We start from the raw sequence: 8464 nt of genomic DNA, 5'->3' as shown, positions 1-8464 counted from the left end.
CTTGCCGTCGGCGGTGTAGAGCGCCTTGCCGCGCTGGCGCAGCCAGTTCTCGTACATCGGCTCGGACACCGAGCCGTCGGCGATCACCGCCTTGCCGACGCCCTTGGACTTGAAGGCCTCGCTGATCGTGGTCAGGTCCGCATAGGTGGTGTTCGGGCCGAGCATTTCGACGCCGGCCTTCTCGAAGTCGGCGGTGTTGATCATCAGCGCTACCGAGTTGGCGCCGAGGCTGATGCCGTAGAGCTTGCCGTCGACCTTGCCGCCATCGAGCTGATCCTGGTCGAAATCGCTGAGGTTCAGGGCGCCGCCGACGAACTCATCGAGCGGGGCGATGGCGTTCCGCTTGGCGTATTCGACGATGTAGCGGTAATCCATCTGGATTACGTCCGGGGCGTTGCCGCCGGCGGTCTGGGTGGCGAGCTTGGGCCAGTAGTCGTTCCAGGCGAGGAACTCGCCTTCGATCGCCGGGCCACCAGCCTTGGCGTAAAGATCGGTCACACCATAGGTGCGATCGGCGCGGGCCTGGCTGCCCCAGAACAGCAGCCGCAGGGATTCCTGCGCAAAGGCTGGCGAAATGCCGGCGGCGGCGGCAAGCGCCGTCGTGCCGAGCAGAAACTGACGGCGGTCTAGCTTCATGGTCATGGATTCCTCCCGTTTAGTCCTCCGAAGTGGCGACGCCACTCCGATCTCTGTTCGCGCTCTTGGCGGCGCTAAATAACTAACTGGTTACAACCATGGGCCGGGACGTGCGGCCTGTCAAGCAGGTGCCGTTTTGCACCAAAGCCCGGGCAGAATCGCGCCTAACCGGGCTCGGCGCCAGGCGCGGCCGGCGGCGAAGGCGTTGTGGCAGGCGCTCTGCAGCGGTTCAGCGGCGGGTGCGGAGGTAATCGACGACCATCTGCACGGCCTGCGCTTCACGGTCCTGGATCAGGGCGAACTGGCTGAGGTCCTTGCCGAAAACCACCGAGAGCGTCTGCATGTTGGAGACGTAGAAATAGCAGAGCGAGATGATCGAGATGTAGAGCTGCATCGGGTCGACATCGGTGCGGAAGGTGCCCTCGGCGTGACCCCGCTTCACGATCTCCTGCAGCTCGCCGACGATGGGTGAGCGGATCTCGTCGAGATTCTTGATCTGCTTGACGAATTTGGCGTTCTGCAGGTTTTCCACAGACAGCAGCCGCGGGAACCACGGATTGGCGAGAAAGTGCCGGAAGGTAAACCGGATAACCCGGTCGATAGCTTCTACCGGATCATACTGGCTGATGCGCAACTCGCGTTCGCCACGGCGGATTTCCTGGTAGGCATCGAGCAGAACCGCCTGATACAGCGCCTCTTTATTCCCGAAATAGTGATAGAGCAGGCGCTTGTTGGCCTTGGCCCGGTCGGCGATGGCATCGACCCGGGCGCCGTTGAAGCCTTCTTCGCAGAACTCGTCGCGGGCCGCCTTGAGGATCGAGGCCTTGGTTTTTTCGGCATCACGCGGACGCGCCGGTGCGGGCGTGGCGGTGCGCCGCCGAACCTTCACCGCTGCAACGTCGCTCGCCATCGATCCTAACTCCCCGCGCCGTTGCGGTTGTGCCGTCCGGTGTAACAGGACGGTTCATCAGCCGCGTCGGGCTGAGACGAAAATCATGCTTTCGTTCAAGCTTCGACGGCCGCTCTTGACGGTCCATCCTAGCGACGTGTATCTAAGTAACCAAGCAGTTACAAACAAGTCTGACAAGGGAGGTCGGGATGGGCGAGCGGCGGCTTGGGCTGATCATGCATGGCGTGACTGGCCGGATGGGCTACAACCAGCACCTGGTGCGTTCGATCCTGGCGATCCGTGACCAGGGTGGGGTGGTCCTCTCGAACGGCGACCGGCTGATGGTCGACCCGATCATCGTCGGGCGCGACCGCGACAAGATTCAGCGGCTGGCCGAAAAGCACCAGATCAAGCGCTGGTCGACCAACCTCGACGAGGTGCTGGCCAACACCGAAGACGAGGTGTTCTTCGACGCCGGCACGACGCAGATGCGGGCGGAGCTGCTGAGCCGGGCCATCGACGCCGGCAAGCACGTCTATTGCGAGAAGCCGGTCTCCGACGACCTCGAGTCTGCTGTCGCCCTGGCGAAGAAGGCGAAGGCCTCCGGTGTCAAGCACGGCGTGGTGCAGGACAAGCTGTTCCTGCCGGGGTTGCTGAAGCTCAAGATGCTGAAGGACGCCGGCTTTTTCGGTCGCATCCTCTCGGTGCGCGGCGAGTTCGGCTACTGGGTGTTCGAGGGCGACTGGGGCCAGCCGGCGCAGCGCCCGAGCTGGAATTATCGCAAGGCCGATGGCGGCGGCATCATCCTCGATATGCTGTGCCACTGGCGCTATGTGCTGGATAATCTGTTCGGCGAGGTCGAGGCGGTAAGCTGCCTCGGCGCCACGCATATTCCAAGCCGCGTCGACGAGCGCGGCAACACTTATACCGCCGACGCGGACGATGCGGCCTATGCCACTTTCCAGCTGGCCGGCGGCGTCGTCGCCCACATCAATTCGAGCTGGGACGTGCGGGTGCGCCGCGACGACCTCGTCACCTTCCAGGTCGATGGCACGCATGGTTCGGCGGTAGCGGGCCTGCACAAATGTTTCAGCCAGCACCGGGTCAATACGCCCAAACCGGTGTGGAACCCCGATCAGCCGCAGACCATCGATTTCTTCCAGAACTGGGAAGAAGTGCCCGACAACTGGCCGGCGCAGAACGGCTTCAAGGCGCAGTGGGAAATGTTCCTGAAGCACGTCGCCGAGGATGCGCCCTGGCCCTACGGGCTCGAAGCCGGCGCCAAGGGCGTGCAACTCGCCATGCTCGGGCTGCAGAGCTGGAAAGAACGCCGCTGGCTGGATGTGCCGGCTTTGGGGATTTGAGATGCTGAACCGAGCGCCTGGCCCCACCCCACCCAGCTTCGCTAGGCGTCTCGTGACGCCAAGCTCCGCTACCCTCCCCATCAAGGGGAGGGAGGAGCTGTGGAACTGGCGGTGCATCGATCGTCTCCCTCCCCCTTGTGGGGAGGGATCAAGGGTGGGGGTGGCCACACGCTCGGAGGTAAACCATGCCTGAACTCATTCTTCCGACGCCCGCCCGTACGCTTGAGACCTACCGCCTCACCGGCACCCCGATCCCGTTCGAAAAGCACGCCGCCAGCGATTTCCCGCGCATTGCCTATGCCGCAGCGCATGTGGTGGCCGACCCGCTGGCGTCGAACGACCCCTGGCTTACCCCCGCCATCGACTGGGACACCACGCTGAAATTCCGGCACCGACTGTGGGATCTGGGCTTGGGCGTCGCCGAAGCCATGGATACGGCGCAGCGCGGCATGGGGCTCACCTGGAGTGACGCGCAGGAGTTGATCCGCCGCGCCCAGGCGGAAGCGCGCGGCCGTTCGGATGCGCTGATCGCCTATGGCGCCGGCACCGATCACCTGGCGCCGGGGCCCGATGTCACCATAGACGATGTGATCCGCGCCTATGAGGAGCAGGTCGGGTTCGTCGAAGGCGAGGGCGGCCGCATCATCCTGATGGCGTCGCGGGCGCTCAAGGTCGCGGCGAAATCGCCCGACGACTATGCGCGGGTCTATGGCCGCATCCTCTCTCAGGTGAAGCAACCGGTGATCCTCCACTGGCTGGGCGAAATGTTCGATCCGGCCCTCGAGGGCTATTGGGGCAAGGCCGACCACAGTGCGGCGATGGATGTCTGCCTCGATGTCATCGCGGCGCATGCCGACAAGGTCGACGGCATCAAGATCTCGCTTCTCAGCAAGGAAAAAGAGATCGCCATGCGCCGCCGGTTGCCGGCCGGAGTGCGGATGTATACCGGCGACGATTTCAACTATGCCGAGCTGATCGCCGGCGACGATCTGGGCCATTCCGACGCGCTGCTCGGCATCTTCGACGCCATTGCCCCCGCCGCCTCGGCGGCGCTGGCAGCGCTCGGCCGCGGCAGCGACAACGAGTTCTTCGAGCTGCTCGAACCCACCGTGCCGCTCAGCCGGCACATCTTTGCCGCGCCCACCCGCTTCTACAAGACCGGCGTGGTGTTCCTCGCCTATCTCAACGGGCTGCAGGAGCATTTCGCGATGATCGGCGGGCAGCAGTCGACCCGTTCACTGCAGCACCTGAGCGAGTTGTTCCGGCTGGCCGACAAGGCGCGGGTGCTGGCAGACCCGGGGCTGGCCGTGGAGCGGATGAAGCGGGTGCTGGCTGTACATGGGGTGGTTTGAGGTGATGACTGAGACAGACGACCCCCTCCCATCCTCCCCCATGAAGGGGGAGGTGCCGACCTGTGGGTTTGGCGCCATCACGCCACAAGCTCGACTCTGCACCTCCCCCTTCATGGGGGAGGCCGGGAGGGGGCCGTCTCTATCGGCTTTGCTCCCCCGATGACCCAGCAGCTCTCGATGAACCTCGCTACCCTGCGCAATGGTTCCAGCTTCGCGCAGATGATCGACGATTGCCTCCGCCATGGCGTCACCGCCATCTCGCCCTGGCGCGACCAGGTGGCGGCCGTCGGGCTCGCCGAGGCGGCCAGCATCGTCAAGGCCAATGGCTTGCGGGTCACCGGGCTCTGCCGCGGCGGCATGTTTCCGGCCGAAACCCCCGAGGGGCGGCAGGCCAATATCGACGATAACCGCCGCGCCATCGATGAAGCGGCGGCGCTCGGAGCCGATTGCCTGGTGCTGGTGGTGGGCGGGCTGCCCGGCTCGTCGCGCGACCTGCCCGGAGCCCGGCAGATGGTGGCCGACGGCATCGGCGCGATTCTTCCGCATGCACGGGCGTCGGGTGTGCCGCTCGCCATCGAGCCCCTGCACCCGATGTATGCAGCCGACCGGGCGTGCGTGAACACCATCGACCAGGCGCTCGATATCGCGGCGCAACTGGGGGACGGCGTCGGCGTCGCCATCGACGTCTACCATGTGTGGTGGGACCCCAACCTTCGTGCCGCCATCGCCCGGGCCGGGCGAGAGGGGCGGATCTATGCGCACCACATCTGCGACTGGCTGGTGCCGACCACCGACATGCTGCTCGATCGCGGCATGATGGGCGACGGGGTGATCGACCTGCCCGCCATCCGGGCGATGATCGAAGCTGCCGGCTACCACGGCCCGCAGGAAGTCGAGATCTTCAGCCGGGATAACTGGTGGAAGCGGCCGGGCGACGAGGTGGTGCGGGTATGCGTGGAGCGGTTGCACTCCGTGTGTTGAGATGGGCGCTGGAGCGTGAGGCTCCACCCCACCCAGCTTCGCTACGGCTCCGCCTAGCTTCGCTACCCTCCCCATCAAGGGGAGGGAGACCTCGACTGCAAGTTTCGGTTCTATCGTCTCCCTCCCCCTTGTGGGGAGGGTAGCAAAGCTAGGGCCGGCGGCCCGTAGCGAAGCTGGGTGGGGGTGGGCCACAAGCACCGCCATCAGCTCCACCCAAAGCAGCGCTTGCGCCGTGCGGCTCACTGAGTAATCTCCCGGCAAAAATCCGAGGAGACTCCATGCATATCCTGATCATCGGGGCGGCCGGCATGATTGGCCGCAAGCTCACGTCTGCGCTGCTGAAGGCCGGGCAGGTGGGGGGCAAGGCCATCAGCAAGTTCACGCTGACCGACGTGGTCGAGCCGGCAAAGATCGCCTTCAATGGCGATGTGACGACGGTGGTTTCCGACGTATCGCTGCCGGGGGAAGCGACGAAGCTCATCGCCTCGCGGCCCGACCTGATCTTTCACCTTGCGGCGATCGTTTCGGGTGAAGCCGAGGCCGATTTCGACAAGGGCTATCGCATCAACATGGATGGCATGCGGTTCCTGCTCGAAGCGATCCGCCAGGAAAGGCTGAAGGCGCCGTACTTGCCGCGCCTCGTCTTCACTTCGTCGATCGCGGTGTTCGGCGCGCCCTTCCCGGAAGCCATTGGCGACGAGTTCTTCACTACTCCGCTCACCAGCTACGGCACGCAGAAGGCGATTTGCGAGCTGCTGCTCAACGATTATTCGCGCAAGGGCTTCGTCGACGGCGTCGGCATTCGGCTGCCGACCATCACCATCCGGTCGGGCAAGCCCAATGCGGCCGCCTCGGGGTTCTTCTCCAATATCCTGCGCGAGCCGCTGGTCGGGCAGGAAGCAGTGCTGCCGGTGTCGAAGGATGTGCGCCACTGGTTCGCCAGCCCACGCGCCGCGATCGGCTTTTTGACCCATGCCGCCGAGCTCGACACGACGAAGCTCGGCTGGCGCCGCACGCTTTCGGTGCCGGGGCTCTCCACCACGGTGGGCGAGGAGATCGAGGCGCTGCGCCGTGTCGCGGGCGACAAGGCCGTGAGCCTGATCAAGGATGTGCCGGATCAGAAGATCATCTCGATGGTCGCCGGCTGGCCGCGCAATTTTGACGCCAGGCGGGCGATCTCGCTCGGGTTCAAGGCCGAACAGAGCTTTGACGAGATCATCCGGATTCACATCGAGGATGAGCTGGGCGGCAAGATCGGGGGGTAAGGGGCAGCCGGCAGGAGCGCGGGGCCACCCCCATCCAACTTCGCTACCCTCCCAGGTGACGACAAGGTGTCGTCCTGAGGGGGAGGGAGGCGTTCTGCGTCCGCTTAACCCTCAGTCGTCTCTCCCTTCCCTTGATTGGGAGCGATCAAGGGTGGGGTGGGGCCGCCGGTGCGATGCCGGTTGCCTTACCCCAAGACCGGGGCGGGCTTGGGCGTCTGGCCGCGATAGCGGGCGGTCCTCAGTTCGTTGGTGTAGTGCTCGAGGTCGGGCATGCCCGAAGCGGCCGCCTGGCGGATCGATGCCTCGATATCGTAGGGCAGGCGGACGAGCGTTACGGTCCACGGCGCTGGTTCGCTGCTCTCGAAACGACCCTCGAGCATGGCGTAGCAGGCCTGCGGGATATCGAGCGGGTTGCCGACACTGCCGGCGTTGAACAGGCACTTGTTGGCGAAGCTCTTCACATAGGCGGTGTGAACGTCGCCGTAGCCGACGATATCGGGCAGGGGGCCGAAACCGGTGAAGTCGGTGTTGTCGAACATTGCGAGGTGATCGTCGCGGCTGTCGTGCTGACGCACCCGGTGATAGATGCCGCGCGCCGAGGCATGGAACAGCCGCACCAGCCGGCCGCTGAGGCGGAACTCGACGGTTTCCGGCAGGCCGCGCAGATAGGCCAGCCGTTCGGGACCGAGCTGCCGGCGGTGCCACATCACAGTGGTGTCGGGCTCGGCGTCGGCGAGCCCATCGTCCCAGTTGCCCTTGACCGTGGTAACGCAGACCCGGCGCGAAATGTCGATTGCCTCGGCGCCGCTCGGGCCTTTGCCGGCGATATCGCCGAGTCCGTAGATACGGGTGATGCCGCGCGTCGCGATATCGGCCAGCACCGCTTCAAGCGCCGGCAGGTTGCCGTGGATATCGGAGATGATGGCGATGCGGTCGAGCGCGCTCATGCCTCGGGCCGCACCTTGCCGGCAGCGAGATAGGCGGCTTCGACGAGCGCGAAAGTCTTGAGGTTGTCCTCGGCGCTGGTGGCGGCGGGGCGGCCGGCGCGTACCGCTTCGAGCATATGGCGGTTGGTGGCGAGCACACTTTCCTGCGCCACGTGCCAGGGCCGGGCGGCCCAGGGCAGCACTTCGGGGTCCTCGTCCAGCACCTCCATCCGGCCATCGATAGTGACTTCGACTTTGTTGCCGATGCGCGAGACGATGGCGCCCTTGTCGCCTTCCACCTCGATCAGCGTTTCGGGAAAGCTGTCGGGCAGGCGGCGCGAGCCATAGGTGCACTCGACCACCGATACGGCGCCGGAGCTGTGGCGCAACAGCATGGTGGCGGTGTCCTCGCCCCTGGCTTTGGGGTTGCGGCGCTGCAACTCGGCGGTCGAATGTTCGACCTCGCCCACGAGGACCCGCGCCACGTCGAGCACGTGGACGCCCAGGTCGATCAACACGAAGCGCTGCTGCTCGGCGAGGTAGGGCTGGCCGGCATAGATGTCGTAGCCGGTGCGGAAGCTGACCCGGGCCCAGGTCGGTTTGCCGATGGCGCCGGAGCGGACGATTTCGGCGATCCGGCGCAACGGCTTCTGGAAGCGGAAATTCTCGTGCACGGCGAGGAAGGTGTCCTGGGCCCTCGCCGTCGCCACCATCTCGCGCACCTCGGCGATATCCTGGCCGAACGGCTTCTGGATGATGGTCGGCACCTTGTGGCTCAACGCCAGCCTGACCAGCGGCAGGTGGCTCTGCATCTGCGTCGCGATATCGACCAGCCCGAGCTGCTCGGCGCGAAACATCACCGCGGCGTCGGTATACCAGCGCGGGACGCCAAATTTTTCCGCGGCAGCCCGGGCGCGGTCCGGCTCGACATCGCAGACGGCGACGAGGTCGACGCCCTCGGGCTTGAGGTCCTGCCAGGCATGAAGGTGGTTCTGCGCGAAGAAGCCGCAGCCGATCATTGCCAGGGCGATAGGTTCAGCCATTATCGCCT

8 protein-coding genes are annotated in these 8464 nt (G+C 65.3%); 4 read left to right on the top strand and 4 right to left on the bottom strand.

What is annotated here, in order from left to right:
- Together VGV07_RS15170 and VGV07_RS15165 are read right to left on the bottom strand one after the other, a co-directional pair.
- On the bottom strand, nt 1-642 hold a 642-nt coding region (locus VGV07_RS15170), incomplete at its 3' end, for an ABC transporter substrate-binding protein (protein WP_326869557.1).
- A 223-nt stretch (nt 643-865) separates the two neighbouring features.
- Entirely contained in the window at nt 866-1546 is a 681-nt protein-coding gene (locus tag VGV07_RS15165) for a TetR/AcrR family transcriptional regulator (RefSeq protein WP_326869556.1), read from the bottom strand.
- Between the two features lie 188 nt (nt 1547-1734).
- Here VGV07_RS15165 and VGV07_RS15160 point away from each other — a divergent pair, with 188 nt between their 5' ends.
- From VGV07_RS15160 to denD, 4 genes are all read left to right on the top strand, one after another.
- On the top strand, nt 1735-2889 hold the full coding sequence (locus VGV07_RS15160; RefSeq protein WP_326869555.1) for a Gfo/Idh/MocA family oxidoreductase: 1155 nt from the start codon (nt 1735-1737) through the stop codon (nt 2887-2889).
- A gap of 185 nt (nt 2890-3074) precedes the next feature.
- Nucleotides 3075-4241 (top strand): dihydrodipicolinate synthase family protein, encoded by a 1167-nt coding sequence (locus tag VGV07_RS15155; protein WP_326869554.1) that lies wholly within the window; start codon nt 3075-3077, stop codon nt 4239-4241.
- 159 nt (nt 4242-4400) lie between these two features.
- Nucleotides 4401-5222 (top strand): sugar phosphate isomerase/epimerase family protein, encoded by an 822-nt coding sequence (locus tag VGV07_RS15150; protein ID WP_326869553.1) that lies wholly within the window; start codon nt 4401-4403, stop codon nt 5220-5222.
- Between the two features lie 278 nt (nt 5223-5500).
- Complete coding sequence (gene denD, locus VGV07_RS15145) at nt 5501-6487, top strand: D-erythronate dehydrogenase (RefSeq protein WP_326869552.1); 987 nt, start codon at nt 5501-5503, stop codon at nt 6485-6487.
- A 185-nt stretch (nt 6488-6672) separates the two neighbouring features.
- Here the strand turns inward: denD and VGV07_RS15140 are convergent, their stop codons facing one another.
- Together VGV07_RS15140 and VGV07_RS15135 are read right to left on the bottom strand one after the other, a co-directional pair.
- Entirely contained in the window at nt 6673-7434 is a 762-nt protein-coding gene (locus VGV07_RS15140; RefSeq protein WP_326869551.1) for a metallophosphoesterase family protein, read from the bottom strand.
- Nucleotides 7431-8456 (bottom strand): Gfo/Idh/MocA family oxidoreductase, encoded by a 1026-nt coding sequence (locus tag VGV07_RS15135; RefSeq protein WP_326869550.1) that lies wholly within the window; start codon nt 8454-8456, stop codon nt 7431-7433. Before VGV07_RS15135 ends, VGV07_RS15140 begins: the two co-directional genes overlap by 4 nt.
- Between the last annotated feature and the right edge of the window lie 8 nt (nt 8457-8464).

Origin of the sequence: Devosia sp., assembly GCF_035944845.1 — a bacterium.
GTDB lineage: Bacteria > Pseudomonadota > Alphaproteobacteria > Rhizobiales > Devosiaceae > Devosia_A.
This window is presented reverse-complemented; position numbering and strand designations above follow the sequence as displayed.